This window comes from Duganella sp. HH101 (assembly GCF_001758795.1).
GTDB classification, from domain to species: Bacteria; Pseudomonadota; Gammaproteobacteria; order Burkholderiales; family Burkholderiaceae_D; genus Rugamonas; species Rugamonas rivuli.
Window position 1 is genome coordinate 341,342 of record NZ_LRON01000002.1, and the last position, 18,099, is coordinate 359,440.

The 18,099-nt window shown below is 63.5% G+C and carries 13 protein-coding genes; all 13 read left to right on the top strand.

Annotated elements, in window-relative coordinates:
* The 13 genes from DUGA2_RS04250 (at window position 1) to typA (ending at window position 17,989) form a co-directional block, all read left to right on the top strand.
* Entirely contained in the window at window positions 1-939 is a 939-nt protein-coding gene (locus DUGA2_RS04250) for an ABC transporter permease (protein ID WP_070267400.1), read from the top strand.
* Window positions 936-2,063 carry an ABC transporter permease gene (locus DUGA2_RS04255; protein ID WP_070267402.1) on the top strand — a complete coding sequence of 376 codons (1,128 nt, stop codon included), beginning with the start codon at window positions 936-938 and terminating at the stop codon, window positions 2,061-2,063. Before DUGA2_RS04250 ends, DUGA2_RS04255 begins: the two co-directional genes overlap by 4 nt.
* Window positions 2,063-3,802: an ABC transporter ATP-binding protein gene (locus DUGA2_RS04260; protein WP_070267403.1), complete on the top strand. Its 1,740-nt coding sequence runs from the start codon at window positions 2,063-2,065 to the stop codon at window positions 3,800-3,802. Before DUGA2_RS04255 ends, DUGA2_RS04260 begins: the two co-directional genes overlap by 1 nt.
* 25 nt (window positions 3,803-3,827) lie before the next feature.
* The gene (locus DUGA2_RS04265; protein ID WP_070267405.1) at window positions 3,828-4,781 is read left to right on the top strand and encodes a VTT domain-containing protein; all 954 of its coding nucleotides are present in this window, start codon (window positions 3,828-3,830) and stop codon (window positions 4,779-4,781) included.
* Between the two features lie 225 nt (window positions 4,782-5,006).
* Complete coding sequence (locus DUGA2_RS04270) at window positions 5,007-6,032, top strand: glucokinase (RefSeq protein ID WP_070267407.1); 1,026 nt, start codon at window positions 5,007-5,009, stop codon at window positions 6,030-6,032.
* A gap of 321 nt (window positions 6,033-6,353) precedes the next feature.
* Window positions 6,354-7,133, top strand: a complete 780-nt coding sequence (scpB, locus tag DUGA2_RS04275) for an SMC-Scp complex subunit ScpB (protein ID WP_070267409.1) — start codon at window positions 6,354-6,356, stop codon at window positions 7,131-7,133.
* Window positions 7,120-9,357, top strand: coding sequence for a pseudouridine synthase (locus DUGA2_RS04280; protein ID WP_070267410.1), 2,238 nt, complete (start codon window positions 7,120-7,122; stop codon window positions 9,355-9,357). The genes scpB and DUGA2_RS04280 overlap by 14 nt, the downstream gene beginning before the upstream one ends.
* A gap of 287 nt (window positions 9,358-9,644) precedes the next feature.
* Window positions 9,645-10,133 carry a ribosome maturation factor RimP gene (gene rimP, locus DUGA2_RS04285; protein ID WP_026335094.1) on the top strand — a complete coding sequence of 163 codons (489 nt, stop codon included), beginning with the start codon at window positions 9,645-9,647 and terminating at the stop codon, window positions 10,131-10,133.
* Window positions 10,130-11,695 carry a transcription termination factor NusA gene (gene nusA, locus DUGA2_RS04290; protein ID WP_008445733.1) on the top strand — a complete coding sequence of 522 codons (1,566 nt, stop codon included), beginning with the start codon at window positions 10,130-10,132 and terminating at the stop codon, window positions 11,693-11,695. The genes rimP and nusA overlap by 4 nt, the downstream gene beginning before the upstream one ends.
* A gap of 46 nt (window positions 11,696-11,741) precedes the next feature.
* Window positions 11,742-14,609 carry a translation initiation factor IF-2 gene (gene infB / locus DUGA2_RS04295; RefSeq protein ID WP_070267411.1) on the top strand — a complete coding sequence of 956 codons (2,868 nt, stop codon included), beginning with the start codon at window positions 11,742-11,744 and terminating at the stop codon, window positions 14,607-14,609.
* 77 nt (window positions 14,610-14,686) lie between these two features.
* Window positions 14,687-15,103: a 30S ribosome-binding factor RbfA gene (gene rbfA / locus DUGA2_RS04300; RefSeq protein ID WP_070267413.1), complete on the top strand. Its 417-nt coding sequence runs from the start codon at window positions 14,687-14,689 to the stop codon at window positions 15,101-15,103.
* A 13-nt stretch (window positions 15,104-15,116) separates the two neighbouring features.
* Window positions 15,117-16,040 (top strand): tRNA pseudouridine(55) synthase TruB, encoded by a 924-nt coding sequence (gene truB, locus DUGA2_RS04305; protein WP_070267415.1) that lies wholly within the window; start codon window positions 15,117-15,119, stop codon window positions 16,038-16,040.
* A gap of 116 nt (window positions 16,041-16,156) precedes the next feature.
* Window positions 16,157-17,989, top strand: coding sequence for a translational GTPase TypA (gene typA / locus DUGA2_RS04310; protein ID WP_070267416.1), 1,833 nt, complete (start codon window positions 16,157-16,159; stop codon window positions 17,987-17,989).
* Window positions 17,990-18,099 lie beyond the last annotated feature (110 nt).

Genomic DNA, 18,099 nt, shown 5'->3' on the forward strand with positions numbered 1-18,099 from the left:
ATGTTGGCTTATATTGTGCGGCGCCTGTGGCAGATGCTGCCGACCATGCTGGGCGTGGTGCTGCTGGTGTTCGTGCTGTTCAACTGGGTCGGTGGCGATCCGGCCTACATCCTGGCCGGCAAGATGGCCAATGCCGAGAGCATCGCCAACATCCGCCACCAGCTGGGCGTGGACCAGTCGTATCCGGTGCAGCTGTGGATCTTCATCAAGCAGATCGCCAGCTTCGATTTCGGGCTCAGCTGGGCGACCGGGGAGCCGGTGTCGCACATCATCGCCACGCGGCTGGGGCCGTCGCTGACGGTGCTGCTGCCGCTGACGCTGCTGGAAACGCTGCTGGGCATTGCGCTGGCGCTGGCGGTCGCCTTCGTGCGCGGCTCGCTGACGGACCGGGCGGTGATGATCGCCTGCACCGTCGGCATGTCGATCAGCATCCTGGTCTACATCATCGTGTTCCAGTACGGACTGGCTTACAAGCTGGGCTGGTTTCCGGTGCAGGGCTGGGGCGAGAGCTTCCGGGAGAACCTGCTGCGCTACGCCACGCTGCCGATTTTGATCGGGCTGGCGGTATCGATCGCGCCGACCTTGCGCCTGTACCGCAGCTTCGTGCTGGACGAGGTCGGGCAGGATTATGTGCGCACCGCGCGCGCCAAGGGCTTGAGCGAGCGGCGCGTGATGTGGGTGCATGTGCTGCGCAACGCGGCCATTCCCATCATCACGCATGTGATGGCCAACCTGCCGGCCTTGCTGATCGGCGCCTTTTTGCTGGAGCGGTTCTTCGGCATACCGGGCATAGGGCGCGAGGTGATACTGGCGGTCGAGCGCAGCGACTTCCCTGTGATCAAGGCGATCACCGTGTACGTGGCGGCGGCGACGATGGTGTTCAATCTGTTGACGGACCTGATGTACCAGGCGGTCGATCCGCGGGTGCAGCTGGCATGACGGCCATCGTGCATGCCGGCTCGCCCGGACTGTGGCTGCTGGCCTGGCGGCGCTTGCGCGCGGACCGCGTGGCCATGGTGTCGCTGGCGGTGGTCGCGGCTTTCCTGCTGATGCTGGTGTTGTCGGCCAGCGGGCTGATCGTGGCGGACTGGGAGGCGGAGGTCGGGGTGAATTATGCGCCGCCGGGTTTTGTGGGCGCCAGCCCGGCTTCCAGCGAGACGGCTGCCCCTGCCGCGCCGGCGCAGGCCTTGCCGGAGAATCCATTCGATCCGCTGGCCGACGACATCCGCGCCTTGCGCGCGCAACTCGCGCCCGCTGCGGCGGGGGCGGTGGAGATGTACGGCGTCGCCGATCCGCTGGCCGACGACATGGCGCAATTGCGCGGTGCGACGGCGACGGCCGGCGCGGGCTCGGGCACGGCGACCCATGCTGGCGCTGGCCGGCGGCCGACGCTGCCGTTCGGCGGCGACAAGTGGGGCCACGACGTCATCAAGAAAACCATCAAGGGCGGCGAGACCTCCATCGTGGTCGGGCTGGTGGCCGCCTTGCTGGCGGTCAGCCTGGGCACCTTGTTCGGCGCTCTGTCCGGCTACTGGGGCGGCGTGGTGGACGACTGCTTCAACTGGTTCTACAGCATCTTCACCGCCATCCCGTCGGTGCTGATGATACTGGCCGTGGCCGCCGTGCTGCAGCAGAAGGGCGTGCTGACCATCGTGCTGATCCTCGGCCTGACCGGCTGGACCGGCCCCTACCGCCTGATCCGCGCCGAATACATCAAGCACAAGTCGCGCGAATACGTGCTGGCCGCCGACGCCATCGGCGCCTCGCACTGGAGCAAGATGTTCGGCCACATCTTCCCCAACGTCAGCCACGTCGCGCTGGTGCAGATGTCCATCCTGGTGGTGGGCTTCATCAAGGCCGAGGTCATCCTCAGCTTCCTCGGCTTCGGCGTGCCGGTGGGCGTGGTTTCGTGGGGCAGCATGCTCAACGAGGCGCAGAACGAATTGATACTCGGCCGCTGGTGGCAGTTGACTGCCGCCGCCATCGCCATGGCGCTGCTGGTGACGGCCTTCTCGCTGTTCACCGACGCCCTGCGCGACGCCCTCGATCCCAAGGTGAAATGATGAGCGCTCAATCTCCTGATCGTCCACTGCTGGACATCAGCAATCTGCGCATCGCCTTCCGCAGCGGGCGCCATGCCGCGGTGGACGCCGTCAAGGGCGTGTCCTTCCAGGTGCCGCGCAACGCCACCGTCGCGCTGGTGGGCGAATCGGGCAGCGGCAAGTCGGTCAGCTCGCTCGCCGTGATGGGCCTGCTGCCGGCCGACAGCGCCGTCATCGATCCCGCCAGCCGCATCCTGTTCGACGGCCGCGACCTGCTGGCGCTGTCCGCCGCCCAGCGCCGCGCCCTGTGCGGCAAGGAGATCGCGATGATCTTCCAGGAGCCGATGTCCTCGCTGAATCCGGTATTCACGGTCGGCGCGCAGATCGCCGAAGTGCTGCGCCTGCACATGGGCATGAGCGCCGCCCAGGCCCGCCGCCGCACGCTGGAATTGCTGGACGAAGTCGGCATCTCCGATCCGCAGGCCAGGATAGACGCCTATCCCAGCCAGATGTCCGGCGGCCAGCAGCAGCGCGTGATGATCGCCATGGCCATCGCCTGCGAACCCCGGCTGCTGATCGCCGACGAGCCGACCACCGCGCTCGACGTCACCATCCAGAAACAGATCCTGGAACTGATCGCGCGCCTGCAAAAGCGCCACGCGATGGCGGTGCTGTTCATCACCCACGACCTCGGCCTGGTGTCGGAAATCGCCGACCATGTGATCGTCATGCGCCACGGCGAGGTGCGCGAGGCCGGCCCCGCGCGCGCCGTGCTCGACCAGCCTCAGGACGGCTACACCAAGGCGCTGCTGCATTGCCGGCCGTCGCTCGATGCGCGGCCCTGGCGTCTGCCGGTGATCGCCGACTACCTGGCCGGCCCCAGGCCGCAGCGCCACGCCGGCGGCGACATCGCCGAAGGGCAGGGCGTGACGCCGCTGCATCCGCTGGAGCGCCAGCGCGGCAGCGGGCCGGACGACGAGCCGCTGCTGGTGGTGAACAATCTGAGCAAGAGTTTTTACCAGCGCGAAGGCTGGTTCGGAAAGCGCGAGTTCCAGGCGGTGAAGGATGTCTCGTTCACGCTGGCGCGCGGCAAGACCCTGGGCGTGGTGGGGGAGTCGGGCTCCGGCAAGACCACCGTCGGCCTGACCCTGCTGCGGCTGCACCAGGCCAGCGGCGGCAGCGCGCTGTTCGACGGCCGCGACCTGCTGGCGATGTCGGCGCGCGAGTTCCAGGCCTACAAGCGGCGCATCCAGATCATCTTCCAGAACCCGTACGCCTCGCTGAACCCGCGTTTCACGGTCGGCCAGATCCTGCTGGAGCCGATGCGCATCCACCGCATCGGCGCAGGCGAGCGCGAGCGCGTCGCGCTGGCCCACCAGTTGCTGGAAAAGGTCGGGCTGCCGGCGGCGGCCTTCCAGCGCTATCCGCACGAGTTTTCCGGCGGCCAGCGGCAGCGCATCGCCATCGCGCGCTGCCTGACGATGCGGCCGGAGATCCTGGTGTGCGACGAGTCGGTCTCGGCGCTGGACGTGTCGGTGCAGGCGCAAGTGCTGAACCTGCTGCAGGATCTGCAGGACGAGTTCGGGCTGTCGTACATCTTCATCTCGCACGACCTGTCGGTGGTGAAATACATCGCCGACCAGGTGATGGTGATGCACCAGGGCGCGGTGGTGGAAATGGCCGATTCGGACCAGTTGTACCGCGATCCGCGCCACCCGTACACGCGGGCCTTGCTGGCCGCGATACCGCGTCACGGTTAAGCGCTTTTTAAGATAAGATATCCGTATGGCGAACTTAATCCTTTTATTGCAAGAATATGGCGTGCTGATCGTCTTCGCGATCGTGCTGGTTGAGCAGATCGGCCTGCCGATTCCTGCGTTCCCCTTGCTGATCGTGGCCGGCGCCTTGTCGGTCGACGGCGACAGCAGCTGGCTGGCCGTGCTGTCGGTCAGCGTGGTTGCCTGCCTGATCAGCGACTATTTCTGGTTCCGCGCCGGGCGCTACTACGGCAAGCGCATCCTGCGCCTGCTGTGCAAGATTTCGCTGTCGCCCGATTACTGCGTCAGCCAGACCGAAGACAATTTCAACCGCTGGGGCCCGAAGGCGCTGGTGGTGGCCAAGTTCATTCCCGGCTTCAACACCATCGCGCCGCCGCTGGCCGGCGCCATGGGCACCAGCAACGCCACCTTCCTTGGTTTCAGCGTCGCCGGCGCCATCGTCTGGAGCGGCACCGGCATCGCCATCGGCGCCGGCTTCCACACCCAGATCGACCAGGTGCTGGAGATTTTAAGCACCATGGGCACCACCGCGCTGATCGTGCTGGGCGTGCTGCTGGTGTTGTTCGTCGGCTTCAAATACATCGAGCGCAAGCGTTTCCGCCAGTCGGTGGAAATCGACCGCGTCACCATCGACGAGCTGAAGAAGTTGCTGGAGCAGGGCAAGGAGCCGGTGCTGATCGACGCCCGCAGCGTCACCGCGCAGATGCTGGAGCCGGCGGTGCCGGGCGCGCTGCTGTTCAACGGCGGCGAGCCGATACCGGAGCTGATGGCGCTGGCCAAGGACCGCCACATCATCGTCTACTGCAGCTGCCCGAACGACGTCACCGCCGCCCATGTGGCGAAGGAGCTGATCGGCCACGGCTACAGCCGCGCCAAGCCCCTGCACGGCGGCCTGGACGCCTGGAACGCCGCCTTCGGCGTGCCCCGCGAAGTCGACGAGGGCAATACGGCGTCAGTCTGAATCAGCAATCGCAGCCGCCCGCTCGGGCGGCTTTTTTTTTGCAAAAATGGGAGCGCTTCCATAGCGCGTGGGCCCCTTAAAAATCGTAGTCATACTACGTAAAAAATATCCCACATTGTAATTTCATGTGGCAAAGCTGCTTCATGTGTACTAAAACTACAAACTTCGCTTGCTTCTCTGCGTGAAAATACCTTAAGCTTAGGCCTCAACTATTTTCGATCTATCATGACAGCTCAGTCCCTCCAAACGCCTCCCTCCCTGACCACTGCATTCCCAGGTGGCCCGCGTCTGCTGGCGGACATCGGCGGTACCAACGCGCGCTTTGCGCTGGAGACCGCTCCGGGCCGGATTGAAGCGATCGAAGTACTGGCGTGTGCCGCATATCCAACCTTGGCCGCCGCCCTGGTTGCCTATCTGGCCTCGCCGACCGTCGCCCAGGCCGGCGTCACCGGTATCCGGAACGGCGCTATCGCTATCGCCAATCCTGTCACCGGCGACATGGTGCGCATGACCAACCACCACTGGGAATTCTCGATCGAGGCGCTGCGCCGCGAAGTCAACTTCGACATCCTGGTCGTCGTCAACGACTTCACCGCGCTGGCGAGCTCGCTGCCGCAGTTGTCGGCCACCCAAAAACACCAGGTCGGCGGCGGCACCGCCATCGCCGGCACGCCGCTGGGCCTGATCGGCGCCGGCACCGGCCTCGGCGTCTCCGGCCTGATCCCGGGCAGGGACGGCTGGACCGCGCTGCTGAGCGAGGGCGGCCACGTCACCTTCGCACCGGCCAACGCCACCGAAGTCGCCATCCTGCAATTTGCCTGGAAAGAATTCGAGCACGTCTCCGCCGAACGCCTGATGTCCGGCGCCGGTATCGAACTGATCTATCGTGCGCTGGCCGACCATACCGACATGCCGGCCGAAAAGCTGAGCGCCGCCGACATCTCGCGCCGCGCGCTGGCTGGCGAATGCACGCTGTGCGATGAAGTCATCGAGGCGTTCTGCTGCATGCTGGGCACCATCGCCGGCAATATCGCCGTCACGCTGGGCGCGCAGGGCGGCATTTATATAGGCGGCGGCATCGTGCCGCGCCTGGGCGCGCGTTTCGACCGCTCCGGCTTCCGCGCCCGCTTCGAAGCCAAGGGCCGCTTCAACAAATATCTGTCCGAAGTGCCTACCTGGGTCATCACCGCCGAGTACCCGGCATTTGTGGGCGTTTCCGCAATCTTGTCGGAAAGACTTGCTGGCACGTAAGGCTAGTTACATTTCGATGAAGGCGAAACGCGCGTTTTGCCGTTTTATCAGGTACAATTCGGCTTGTTGGATGAAACGTCTTTGATCGGTCTCGTATGTTTTCGCCCGAAAACTGCGCCTGCCGGCCGCGTTTCACGTAGAAAGCGATGGCCTAGGCCGTTGCCGGCATGTCCCTCTCTCCCGCCTGGCGCGCATCGGCCCGGGCGTCGGAAAAACAGCTTCAGCGAGTTATTCCAGCAGGCAGCATCATTGATGCCAGCCATTGCCTCACTGAATGTGATTGATTTCTTTCTTGCATGAAAATGCAACCACAAGATTGCTATGGATACAGCAGAGGCTAAAAGAGTCCTCGAAACCGCCTTGCTATGCGCTCGTGAGCCATTGTCGATCCACAGTCTGAAAAAGCTGTTTGTCGAGGTGGACGATCAAGACAGGCCGCGCGGTCCCGGAGTGGGTTCCGATACGATCAAGGAATTGCTCGAAGAACTAAGGCTGGACTGGGCCGGCAAGGGCGTTGAAGTGATCAGCCTGTCGACCGGCTGGCGCTTCCAGAGCCGCCCCGAGATGAAGCTGTATCTCGACCGGATGAACCCGGAAAAACCGCCAAGATATTCGCGGGCGACGCTGGAAACGCTGGCCATCATCGCCTACCGCCAGCCTGTCACGCGGGGCGATATTGAAGAAATACGCGGCGTCGCCGTCAATTCGCAGACGATCAAGATGTTGGAAGACCGGGGCTGGGTAGACGCCATCGGTTATCGCGATGTCGTCGGCCGCCCGGCTTTGCTGGGCACCACCAAGCAGTTTTTGGATGATTTGGGCTTGAATTCGCTGTCCCAGCTGCCTCCTTTGCAGCAAATCAGCGATACGCAGGGAGGCGGTCCGGACATGGAAGCGCTGGAAGCAGCCCTGCAGGAAAACTTTGATAAAGCGGCGCACAACGCCGCGCAACAACCAGATGGTACGGATAGCGAGTTGCCAGTGGCCGAAGCAGAAGCCGCGACTAGCCCGGAAGCCGGCCAGCAAGCACAAACACAACCCGCGCCAGATGTAACGGTTGACGCTGAGCACAACCAAGAAACGAATAATGAACAATCCTAATTCCCCAGAGACAGTCAACGACGTAGCGCCGGCCGAAGTGGCCGCCAAGCCTAAGCGTCGCACCAAAGCCCAGATCGAAGCCGATACGGCAGCCGCCGCGTCCGGCGATGCGCCAGTCGCCGCCAAGGCCAAGCGCAAGACCAAGGCTGACGCCGAAGTCGCCGCCGCCGATGCGCCGGCCCCGGTGAAAAAGCCGCGCGCCAAGCCGGCCGCCAAGTCCGCCGATGCGGCAGCTGAAGCCGCACCGCAGGCCGCCGCGCCAGTCGCCGCAGCCGCAGCCGCCGCAGCAGCCGATGCGCCAGCCAAGGCGCCGCGCGCCAAAAAGCCAGCCGCCGCACCAGCCGCCGACGCCGCACCAGCAGCCCCTGCCGCAGCTCCAGCCCCAGCAGTCGAAGCGCAAGCCGCTCCTGCCGAAGCCGGCGAGCGTGCAGAACGTGGTCCGCGCGGTCCACGCGGCCCGCGCCAGATGCGCGAACAGCGCGCTGCCCGCCAGGCCATGATGCCGCGTCCGGAACCGGTCGCCGCTGCCGATGGCGAAGCCGTTCCGGCAGCCGACGGCGCCGCCCCGGCCGAAGGCGGCAAGCCACGCCACGAGCGCGGTCCACGCGCCGATGGCCAGCGCAACGGCAAGCCGCCGCATGCCGGCGGCGGCAAGGGCAAGAACGGCAAGCCACGCAACGGCCAGAACGCCGGCGGCAAGCCTAACGACGCGGATGCCGCGTTCTCCTACGTCACGTCGGACGCTTTCGACAGCGACGAGCCGGCCAAGGGCCGCCACGCGGCGCCGAAAGCCGTGCGCCGCGACCTGACCTCCGACGACGACGCGCCTAAGCTGCACAAGGTGCTGGCCGAAGCCGGCCTGGGGTCGCGCCGCGACATGGAAGAACTGATCGTTGCCGGCCGCGTGTCGGTCAACGGCGAGCCGGCCCACATCGGCCAGCGCATCCTGCCGACCGACGCTGTGCGCCTGAACGGCAAGCTGATCCAGCGCCGCGTCAGCAAGAAACCGCCGCGCGTGCTGGTGTACCACAAGCCTGCCGGCGAAATCGTCTCGATGGACGATCCGGAAGGCCGCCCGTCGGTGTTCGACCGCCTGCCGACCATGAAGGCCGGCAAATGGCTGGCCGTCGGCCGCCTGGACTTCAACACCGAAGGCCTGCTGCTGTTCACGACCTCCGGCGATCTGGCCAACCGTCTGATGCACCCGCGCTATCACATCGACCGTGAATACGCGGTGCGTACGCTGGGCGTGCTGGAAGAAGGCATGCGCCAGAAGCTGCTGGCCGGCGTCGAGCTGGAAGACGGCCTGGCGCAGTTCTCCAAGATCGCCGACGGCGGCGGCGAAGGCATCAACAAGTGGTACCGCGTGATCATCGGCGAAGGCCGCAACCGCGAAGTGCGCCGCATGTTCGAAGCGATCGGCCTGACCGTGTCGCGCCTGATCCGTACCCGCTACGGCGCGATGACCTTGCCAAGCAGCCTGAAACGCGGCCGCTGGGAAGAGCTGGAGGAAAACACCGTGCGCGACATGCTGGCCGCCTACGGTGTCGATAAAAAAGGCGGCGACGCGCCTGCCGCTCCGCGCGGCAAGGGCCCGCAGCAAGCCAAGCCGGCCCAGAACAAGGGTCCGGAAAAACGTCCGCAGCGCGGCCGCGACGCCGAGCGCGACGATCGCGACTTCGACGATGACGACGAGGACGATCACGACGAACCGAACTTCAACCGCGCCGACGTCAGCAACGCCAACGCGATGCCGTTCGCCAAGGGCCCGCGCGGCAATGGCCGTGGCCAGGGCGGCCAGGGCGGCTTTGGTGGCGGCCAGGGCCGTCCAGGCGGCGCCGGCGCCGGCGCCGGCAATGGCCGTGGCGGCCAGGGCAGCGGTCGTCCGGGCGGTGCCGGAGCGCAGACGTCCGGCCGTCCAGGCGGTCGTCCGCAAGGCATCGGCGGTTACGCCGGCGGCCGTCCGCTGGGCGAAGGCCCGGCGCGTCCGCAAGGCCAGGGTGGCCGTCCGCAAGGTCAGGGCCAGGGCCGCGCCCAGGGTGGCGGCCAGGGTGGTCAGGGGCAGGGAGGCGGCCAGGCGGCCAAAGGCCCAAGCCGCGGTCCACGCCAGCCCGATCCATTGCAAACCACTTTCGGTTTCGGTAATGCCGGCGCACCGCGCCGCAACCAGCCGCCGCGTGGTGGCGCCATCGATCATGGCATGCCGCGCCGCCGCAAGGGTTAAGGCAGTCAACTTGCAAAACGGGGCGCAAGCCCCTGTTTGTAAGGCTTCTGGCCTTATATGAACTGTTGTAAGCCTGCTTTTCCGCCCCGTGCGGCATTGCAGCGGAAAGCATATAAGGTTATAATAACCAGCCTAGTAAAAGTTCTTCGCAGGGTGCATCCCTGAGAATGCTTTCATCTGGCTGAGTATTACAAGAAGATGGGCAGATGCCCATTTTTTTTTTGGTGAACCGTTTTGAACGGTCTGTTTTTGATAAGTTGGAAACAGGCCTTGATTTGGAGAATTTCTTGCAGCTGCCGGATTTAATTGAAAAGACCGTCGCCGGTCTGGGCTATGAGCTGGTTGATGTCGAACGGGCCGAGCGCGGAGTGCTGCGCGTCTTTATCGATTTCACCGCCGCCGATGCCGAAGAAAAAGGCCCGATCACCGTAGAGGATTGCGCTACGGTCAGTCACCAGCTGTCGCACGTGCTGACGGTCGAGAACGTGAACTACGAGCGTCTCGAAATCTCGTCGCCAGGGCTGGATCGCCCGGTGCGCAAGCTGGAAGACTTCGTGCGTTTTGCCGGTTGCGAAGCAATCGTCAAACTGCGCACCGCGATGCCGGGTACGAACAACCGGAAATCGTTCCAGGGGATACTGCAAGAGCCCCAGGGCGATAATTTGTCGTTGGAATTTGAAGGTACTGATGGTCCGGCGCTGTTGGAGTTTACGCTCGCCGATATGGATAAGGCACGCTTGGTGCCACAGGTGGTTTTTAAGGGACGCAAAGCATGAGTCGCGAAGTTTTGTTATTGGTAGACGCGCTGGCGCGTGAGAAAAACGTCGATAAAGATGTGGTTTTCGGCGCGTTGGAGTTCGCGTTGGCGCAAGCCACGAAGAAACGCTATGAAGGTGAAGTCGATATCCGCGTTTCGATCGACCGCGAGTCGGGTGAGTTCGAATCCTTCCGCCGCTGGCACGTCGTGCCCGACGAGGCGGGCCTGCAACTGCCCGACCAGGAGATCCTGCACTTCGAAGCCAAGGAACAGATTCCGGACATCGAAGTGGACGACCACATCGAAGAGCCTATCGAATCCGTCGAATTCGGCCGCCGCTTTGCGCAAGACACCAAACAGGTCGTCCTGCAGCGCGTGCGTGACGCCGAGCGCGAACAGATCCTGGTGGACTTCCTGGAGCGTGGCGACTCGCTCGTGACCGGCACCATCAAGCGCATGGAACGCGGCGATGCAATCGTCGAGTCGGGCAAGATCGAAGCCCGCCTGCCACGCGACCAGATGATCCCGAAAGAAAACCTGCGTATCGGCGACCGCGTCCGCGCCTTCATCCTGCGCATCGACCGCAATATGCGCGGCCCGCAAGTGATCCTGTCGCGCACCGCTCCAGACTTCATCATGAAGCTGTTCGAGCTGGAAGTGCCGGAAATCGAGCAAGGCATGCTGGAAATTAAATCGGCGGCACGCGATGCCGGCGTCCGCGCCAAGATCGCCGTCTACACGGCCGACAAGCGCATCGACCCGATCGGCACCTGCGTCGGCATGCGCGGTTCGCGCGTGCAGGCTGTGACCGGCGAACTGGGCGGCGAACGCGTCGACATCGTGCTGTGGTCCGAAGACCCGGCGCAATTCGTCATCGGCGCGCTGGCTCCGGCCAACGTTTCGTCGATCATGGTCGATGAAGAGAAGCACGCGATGGACGTCGTCGTCGACGAAGAAAACCTGGCAATCGCCATCGGCCGCTCCGGCCAGAACGTGCGCCTGGCTTCCGACCTGACCGGCTGGAAGATCAACATCATGACGGCCGAAGAATCGGCCGACAAGGCAGCCCAGGAAACCGCGGCGGTGCGTGCACTGTTCATGGAAAAACTGGACGTCGATCAGGAAGTCGCCGACATCCTGGTGGAAGAGGGCTTTGCCAGCCTGGAAGAAATCGCTTACGTGCCGATCTCCGAAATGCTGGAAATCGAATCGTTCGACGAAGATACCGTCAACGAACTGCGCACCCGCGCCCGTGACGCCCTGGTCACTGAAGCGATCGCTTCGGAAGAAGGCCTGGAAGGCATGGACGAGGCGCTGGTCGGTCTGGAAGGCATGGACCGCATCACCGCAGGCAAGCTCGGCCTGGCTGGTATCAAGACTGTAGAAGCATTTGCTGCACTGGCCTACGACGAATTTGGCGCCATCCTGGCCCTGTCCGCCGACCGTGCACGAGAACTGATTAAGAGTGAATTTGAAGATGTGACCGACGATGAGATGAAGTTGGTTGACTCAAAGTACGACGATCGTGCCAAAGGCTTGCAAGCCAAGGCATGGAGTCTTGCCGAATCCGCAAAGGCTTAATTTGAGTATCTTTATCATCTCCGCGACACATAGAAAAGAGGACTGAATGGCGAGTAACAACGTAGCCCAATTTGCCACCGAACTGAAGATGCCTGCAGATTTGCTGCTGACGCAGCTGCGTTCTGCCGGCGTCGAAAAAAGTTCGACGTCAGATCCATTGTCGAAAGATGATAAGGATAAGCTGCTTGATCACTTGCGCCGTACCCACGGTGCATCGGCTGATACCGAAAAGAAGAAGATCACGCTGACGCGCAAAGAAACCACTGAAATCAAGCAGGCCGACGCCAATGGCAAGGCCCGCACGATTCAGGTCGCTGTGAAGAAGGTACGCACCTTCGTCCAGCGCGACGAGCCGGTAGCCGCCGCGCCGGTGGCGCCTGCCGCCCCGGTGGTCGATGCCGCCGAAGTCGCTCGCCGCGAAGAAGAAGCACGCAAGCAAGCGGAACTGATCGCACGTCAGGAAGCGGAACTGCGCGAGAAGCAGGAACGCCTGGCCAAGCTGGAATCGGAGAAGGAAGCGCAGGCTAAAGCCACCGCCGCCGCCGAAGCCGCCGCCGCCAAGGAAGCCGACGCCGAAGCGAAGAAAGCCGCCGTCAAGGCCGCTGCCGCCGCGACCGCCACCGCTGCCGGCGCCGCGCCGGTTGTGGCCGACGCCGCCGCCGAGGAAAAGAAAAAAGCCGCTGCCGAAGAAGCCAAGAAAAAGGCTGCCGCCGCCGCCAAGGAAGCCGCCGACAAAGCGGCCGCCACCGAGCTGGCACGCAAGGCCGTGGCTGACGAAGTAGCACAGATCAAGGCCATGATGAACGCGCCACGCCGCGCCATCAAAGCCCCTGAGCCAGCGCCTGCGCCGGTCAAGGCCAAGGTTGCCGAAGGCACGCTGCACAAGCCAGCCACCGGCGCCGTCGCCAAACCGGGCGACAAGCCTGGCGACAAGAAGCCTGTCAGCGCGGACAAGAAGTCGATCAAGTCGGCCAATGTCTCGTCGACCTGGCAGGACGACGCCAAGAAACGCGGCGCACCTGGCAACACCGCCAACAAGGGCCGTGGCAACACCGGTTCCGGTGGCCGTGACGGCTGGCGCAGTGGTGGCAAGGGCGGCCGTCGTGGCTCGCACGCCGATGACCGCGAAACCAATTTCCAGGCGCCGACCGAAGCCGTCATCAAGGACGTCTACGTGCCGGAAACCATCACCGTGGCCGAACTGGCGCACAAGATGTCCGTCAAGGCTTCCGAAGTCATCAAGCAACTGATGAAGCTGGGCCAGATGTGCACCATCAACCAGGTGCTGGACCAGGAAACCGCGATGATTCTGGTCGAGGAAATGGGCCACAAGGCCTTCGCCGCCGAGATGGACGATCCGGAAGCACTGCTGGCCGACCAGGGTGAGCACGCTCACTTCGAGTCCGTGCCGCGCGCACCGGTTGTCACCGTCATGGGTCACGTCGACCACGGTAAAACCTCGCTGCTGGATTACATCCGCCGCGCCAAAGTGGCGTCGGGCGAAGCCGGCGGCATTACCCAGCACATCGGCGCGTACCACGTGGACACCCCACGCGGCACGATCACCTTCCTGGATACGCCGGGTCACGAAGCCTTTACGGCCATGCGTGCCCGCGGTGCGAAAGCCACCGACATCGTCATCCTGGTGGTGGCAGCCGACGACGGCGTGATGCCGCAAACGAAGGAAGCGATCGCCCACGCGAAAGCGGCCGGCGTGCCTCTGGTTGTCGCGATCAACAAGATCGACAAACCCGGCGGCAACGTCGACCGTGTGACGCAAGAGCTGGTCGCGGAACAAGTGGTGCCGGAAGAATACGGTGGCGAATCGCCATTCGTGCCGGTATCGGCCAAGACCGGCGAGGGCATCGACGCCCTGCTGGAACAGGTGCTGCTGCAAGCCGAAGTGCTGGAACTGAAAGCCCCGATCGATGCGCCTGCGCGCGGTCTGGTGGTCGAAGGCCGTCTGGACAAGGGCAAGGGCCCGGTCGCGACCGTGCTGGTTCAGTCCGGTACGCTGAAGCGCGGCGACGTGATCCTGGCTGGTTCCTCCTTCGGCCGCGTGCGCGCCATGCTGGACGAGAACGGCAAGCCGATCAACGAAGCCGGTCCTTCGATCCCGGTCGAAATCCAGGGCTTGACCGAAGTGCCGCAAGCCGGTGAAGAAGTCATGGTCATGGCGGACGAGCGCAAGGCACGCGAAATCGGTCTGTTCCGTCAAGGTAAGTTCCGCGACGTGAAACTGGCCAAGCAGCAAGCCGCGAAGCTGGAAAACATGTTCGACCAGATGGCCGAAGGCGAAGTCAAGAACCTGCCGCTGATCATCAAGACCGACGTGCAGGGTTCGCAGGAAGCGCTGGTTGGCTCGCTGCAGAAACTGTCGACCTCCGAAGTGCGCGTACAAATCGTGCACGCAGCGGTCGGCGGCATCACCGAATCGGACGTCAACCTGGCGGTCGCTTCGAAAGCGGTCATCATCGGCTTCAACGCCCGTGCCGACGCACAGGCGCGCAAGCTGGCCGAGTCGAACGGCGTGGACATCCGCTACTACAACATCATTTACGATGCGATCGACGAGATCAAATCGGCGTTGTCGGGCATGTTGGCGCCGGAGAAGCGCGAGACCGTTATCGGTCAGGTCGAGATTCGCCAGGTCATCCTGGTCTCGAAAGTCGGCGCGATTGCCGGTTGCCTGGTCACAGATGGCGTGGTCAAGCGTTCGTCCTCGGTACGCCTGCTGCGCAACAACATCGTGGTGTGGACCGGCGAGATCGACTCGCTCAAACGCTTCAAGGACGACGCGAAAGAAGTACGCGCCGGTCTGGAGTGCGGCTTGTCGCTGAAGAACTACAACGACATCCAGGTGGGCGACTCCCTGGAAGTGTTCGAAGTTCAGGAAATCGCCCGTACGCTGTAAGCCCAGGCGCACAGGCAGCAATAAGGTAAAGTGGACGGGGGCATCAGCTCCCGTCCACTTGCCGTTTATGGAATATCATGGCAAAACATAGCAAAAACATCCCGCAGCGCGGTCAGCGCGTGGCGGACCAGATCCAGCGCGATCTGTCTGAAATCATCGCTTTCGAGTTGAAAGACCCGCGCGTCGGCATGATCACCATCACCGAAGTACAGGTGACGCCGGACTACGCGCACGCGAAGATCTTCTTCACCATGCTCAAGGACAGCAAAGAGCAGGTCAAGCAAACCGTCGACGGCCTGTCCGCCGCGGCCGGCTACATGCGCGGCCAGCTGGGCAAGCGCCTGCACATCCACACGCTGCCGGCACTGCACTTCGTGCACGACACCTCGACCGCGCGCGGCATGGAATTGTCGGCTTTGATCGACCAGGCCAACAGCACCCGCTCGCTCGACGACGACCAGGCGCCGGCCGAAGAGAAGAAGGACGGCGAGTAAGCACGCTGCACCGATGAAGCACAACCATCCTAAGAAAGTCCGCGACCTGGTCGACGGCGTGCTGCTGCTCGACAAGCCGGTCGGCTTGTCCAGCAACGATGCGCTGATCAAGGCCAAGCGCGTGCTCAACGCCAAGAAGGCCGGCCATACCGGCACCCTCGATCCCTTCGCCACCGGCCTGCTGCCGCTGTGCTTTGGCGAGGCCACCAAGTTCTCGCAGGACTTGCTGGAAGCCGACAAGACCTACGAAACCACGGTTCACCTGGGCCAGACCACCGACACCGGCGACACCGAAGGCGAAGTCATCGACAGCCGCGACGTCCATGTCACGCTGGAGCAGATCCACGCCGTGCTGGAAAAGTTCCGCGGCCCGATCGCGCAAGTGCCGCCGATGTATTCGGCCCTGAAGCGCGACGGCAAGCCGCTGTACGAGTACGCCCGCGCCGGCATCACGCTGGAGCGCGAAGCGCGCGACGTCGTCATCCACAAGCTGGAGCTGGTGTCCTACGAGGCGCCGTTCCTGAAGCTGGTGGTCACGTGCAGCAAGGGCACCTACATCCGCGTGCTGGGCCAGGACATCGGCGAAGCGCTCGGCTGCGGCGCCCATTTGAACGCGCTGCGCCGCACGCAAGTCGGCCCGCTGACCATGGACGGCATGCTGACGCTGGAACAGTTGACGGCGCACGCAGCGCCGCTCAGCCTGCTGGCGCCGGTCGATGCGCTGCTGGCCAGTTTCCCGGCCGTGCGCCTGAATGCCGAGCTGGCCAAGCGCTTCCTCAACGGCCAGCGCCTGGCGCTGGGCAAGGAAGCGGTCGAGCTGCCGGCCGAGCAGGGCAGGGTGCGCGTCTACTTGGACGCCAAACTGCTGGGCACCGCCATCCTCGGCGAATACAGCATCCTGGCCCCGGAGCGGCTGATCGCCTTCACGCCCGAATAGCAACTCTTTGAAAATATTCAGGAAGCCGGCGAGATAGTTGCAACGCAACATGCTATACTAGCCGGCTTCTCGTACAGTACGTACGTGCCCGCAGTTTTTCAGCATATAAAATCATCATGTCTACTACAAAACGCGCAATTCGTAATATCGCCATCATCGCCCACGTTGACCACGGTAAAACTACCCTGGTGGATCAACTGCTGCGTCAGTCCGGCACCTTCCGTGAAAACCAAGCGGTCGATACCCGTGTCATGGACTCGAACGACCTGGAAAAGGAGCGCGGCATTACGATTCTGTCGAAGAACTGCGCTGTTGAGTACGAAGGCACCCACATCAACATCGTCGACACCCCAGGCCACGCCGACTTCGGCGGCGAAGTGGAGCGTGTTCTGTCGATGGTGGACTCGGTTCTGCTGCTGGTCGATGCCCAGGAAGGCCCGATGCCACAGACCCGTTTCGTGACCCGCAAGGCACTGGCCCTGGGCCTGAAGCCTATCGTCGTCGTGAACAAGGTCGACCGTCCCGGCGCGCGCGCCGACTGGGCGATCAACCAGACCTTCGAACTGTTCGACAAGCTGGGCGCTACCGACGAACAACTGGACTTCCCTATCGTTTACGCTTCGGGCCTGAACGGCTACGCCGGCCTGACCGAAGACGTACGCTCGGGCGACATGAAGCCGCTGTTCGACGCCATCCTGGAACACGTGCCTGTGCGCGATGACAATCCAGAAGGCCCGCTGCAGATGCAAATCACGTCGCTGGACTACTCGTCCTACGTCGGCAAGATCGGCATTGGCCGCGTCAACCGCGGCACCGTCAAGGTCGGCCAGGACGTTCTGGTCATCAACGGCCCAGGCGCCACCCCGATCAAAGGCCGCATCAACCAGGTGCTGAACTTCAAGGGCCTGGAGCGCGTGCTGGTGAACGAAGCTGTTGCCGGCGACATCTGCCTGATCAACGGTATCGACGAAATCGGCATCGGTTCGACGCTGTGCGCGGTGGACACCCCTGAGCCGCTGCCTATGCTGACCGTCGACGAGCCTACCCTGACCATGAACTTCATGGTCAACAACTCGCCACTGGCCGGCCGCGAAGGCAAGTTCGTCACCTCGCGCCAGCTGCGCGACCGTCTGGACAAGGAACTGAAAGCCAACGTCGCCCTGCGCGTTGCAGCAACCGACGACGACACCACGTTCGAAGTATCGGGCCGCGGCGAGCTGCACCTGACCATCCTGATCGAAAACATGCGTCGCGAAGGTTTCGAGATGGCTGTATCGCGTCCGCGCGTGGTGTTCAAAATGGTCGATGGCGTGCGCCACGAGCCGTTCGAACAACTGTCGGTTGACGTCGAAGAAGCCAACCAGGGCGGCGTGATGGAAGAACTGGGCCGCCGTCGTGGCGACCTGCAGAACATGGAATCCGACGGCAAAGGCCGTGTGCGTCTGGAATACAAGATCCCGGCGCGCGGCCTGATCGGCTTCCAGGGCGAATTCATGACCCTGACCCGCGGTACCGGCCTGATGTCGCACGTGTTCGACGAATACGCGCCGGTGGACAACACCAAGGGCGAACTGGGCGGCCGTCGCAACGGCGTGCTGATCTCGCAGGACGACGGCGCCGCCGTTGCCTACGCCATCTGGAAACTGCAGGATCGCGGCCGTATGTTCGTGGTCCACAACGACCCGGTGTACGAAGGCATGATCATCGGTATCCACTCGCGTGACAACGATCTGGTCGTCAACCCGATCAAGGGCAAGCAGCTGACCAACGTGCGTTCGTCGGGTACCGACGAAGCCGTGCGCCTGGTGCCGCCTATCCAGATGTCGCTGGAATACGCCGTCGAATTCATCGACGACGACGAACTGGTGGAAATCACCCCGAAATCGATCCGTCTGCGCAAGCGCTTCCTGAAAGAGCACGAGCGTAAGAAGGCATCCCGCGAAGCGTAATACCGGCTTGGCGACATAAACCGCAGCTTCGGCTGCGGTTTTTTTTCGCCGGTCCATCCGGCGTTGAATTCGTTTGCGTTTTCCTTGTCTCCGGGTTATTTTGGTGCATG

Coding starts and splice junctions, on each gene's coding strand:
- DUGA2_RS04250 (WP_070267400.1), top strand. CDS start 1: ATGTTGGCTTATATTGTGCGGCGCCTGTGGCAGATGCTGCCGACCATG.
- DUGA2_RS04255 (WP_070267402.1), top strand. CDS start 936: ATGACGGCCATCGTGCATGCCGGCTCGCCCGGACTGTGGCTGCTGGCC.
- DUGA2_RS04260 (WP_070267403.1), top strand. CDS start 2,063: ATGAGCGCTCAATCTCCTGATCGTCCACTGCTGGACATCAGCAATCTG.
- DUGA2_RS04265 (WP_070267405.1), top strand. CDS start 3,828: ATGGCGAACTTAATCCTTTTATTGCAAGAATATGGCGTGCTGATCGTC.
- DUGA2_RS04270 (WP_070267407.1), top strand. CDS start 5,007: ATGACAGCTCAGTCCCTCCAAACGCCTCCCTCCCTGACCACTGCATTC.
- scpB (WP_070267409.1), top strand. CDS start 6,354: ATGGATACAGCAGAGGCTAAAAGAGTCCTCGAAACCGCCTTGCTATGC.
- DUGA2_RS04280 (WP_070267410.1), top strand. CDS start 7,120: ATGAACAATCCTAATTCCCCAGAGACAGTCAACGACGTAGCGCCGGCC.
- nusA (WP_008445733.1), top strand. CDS start 10,130: ATGAGTCGCGAAGTTTTGTTATTGGTAGACGCGCTGGCGCGTGAGAAA.
- infB (WP_070267411.1), top strand. CDS start 11,742: ATGGCGAGTAACAACGTAGCCCAATTTGCCACCGAACTGAAGATGCCT.
- rbfA (WP_070267413.1), top strand. CDS start 14,687: ATGGCAAAACATAGCAAAAACATCCCGCAGCGCGGTCAGCGCGTGGCG.
- truB (WP_070267415.1), top strand. CDS start 15,117: ATGAAGCACAACCATCCTAAGAAAGTCCGCGACCTGGTCGACGGCGTG.
- typA (WP_070267416.1), top strand. CDS start 16,157: ATGTCTACTACAAAACGCGCAATTCGTAATATCGCCATCATCGCCCAC.